Below are 1360 nucleotides of genomic sequence, written 5' to 3'. Positions count from 1 at the left end.
GCACTTCCTGGTGTGTGGTGGAAAGCTTTTGCGGTGTGGGATGGGCCCGCGGCCTATCAGCTTGTTGGTGGGGTAATGGCCTACCAAGGCGACGACGGGTAGCCGGCCTGAGAGGGTGACCGGCCACACTGGGACTGAGATACGGCCCAGACTCCTACGGGAGGCAGCAGTGGGGAATATTGCACAATGGGCGCAAGCCTGATGCAGCGACGCCGCGTGAGGGATGACGGCCTTCGGGTTGTAAACCTCTTTCAATAGGGACGAAGCGCAAGTGACGGTACCTATAGAAGAAGGACCGGCCAACTACGTGCCAGCAGCCGCGGTAATACGTAGGGTCCGAGCGTTGTCCGGAATTACTGGGCGTAAAGAGCTCGTAGGTGGTTTGTCGCGTTGTTCGTGAAAACTCACAGCTTAACTGTGGGCGTGCGGGCGATACGGGCAGACTAGAGTACTGCAGGGGAGACTGGAATTCCTGGTGTAGCGGTGGAATGCGCAGATATCAGGAGGAACACCGGTGGCGAAGGCGGGTCTCTGGGCAGTAACTGACGCTGAGGAGCGAAAGCGTGGGGAGCGAACAGGATTAGATACCCTGGTAGTCCACGCCGTAAACGGTGGGTACTAGGTGTGGGTTTCCTTCCTTGGGATCCGTGCCGTAGCTAACGCATTAAGTACCCCGCCTGGGGAGTACGGCCGCAAGGCTAAAACTCAAAGAAATTGACGGGGGCCCGCACAAGCGGCGGAGCATGTGGATTAATTCGATGCAACGCGAAGAACCTTACCTGGGTTTGACATGCACAGGACGCCGGCAGAGATGTCGGTTCCCTTGTGGCCTGTGTGCAGGTGGTGCATGGCTGTCGTCAGCTCGTGTCGTGAGATGTTGGGTTAAGTCCCGCAACGAGCGCAACCCTTGTCTCATGTTGCCAGCACGTAATGGTGGGGACTCGTGAGAGACTGCCGGGGTCAACTCGGAGGAAGGTGGGGATGACGTCAAGTCATCATGCCCCTTATGTCCAGGGCTTCACACATGCTACAATGGCCGGTACAAAGGGCTGCGATGCCGTGAGGTGGAGCGAATCCTTTCAAAGCCGGTCTCAGTTCGGATCGGGGTCTGCAACTCGACCCCGTGAAGTCGGAGTCGCTAGTAATCGCAGATCAGCAACGCTGCGGTGAATACGTTCCCGGGCCTTGTACACACCGCCCGTCACGTCATGAAAGTCGGTAACACCCGAAGCCGGTGGCCTAACCCCTTGTGGGAGGGAGCCGTCGAAGGTGGGATCGGCGATTGGGACGAAGTCGTAACAAGGTAGCCGTACCGGAAGGTGCGGCTGGATCACCTCCTTTCTAAGGAGCACCACGAGAC

General features: G+C 58.3%; 1 rRNA gene. It reads left to right on the top strand.

The features are described 5' to 3' along the window. Positions 1-1341 (top strand): 16S ribosomal RNA (locus H977_RS0128350); the annotation flags it as partial. Positions 1342-1360 lie beyond the last annotated feature (19 nt).

The organism is Mycobacterium sp. URHD0025 (genome assembly GCF_000426065.1).
GTDB lineage: Bacteria > Actinomycetota > Actinomycetes > Mycobacteriales > Mycobacteriaceae > Mycobacterium.
The sequence above is the reverse complement of the archived record's forward strand: the minus strand, read 5'-3'. Positions and strand labels throughout refer to the sequence as shown.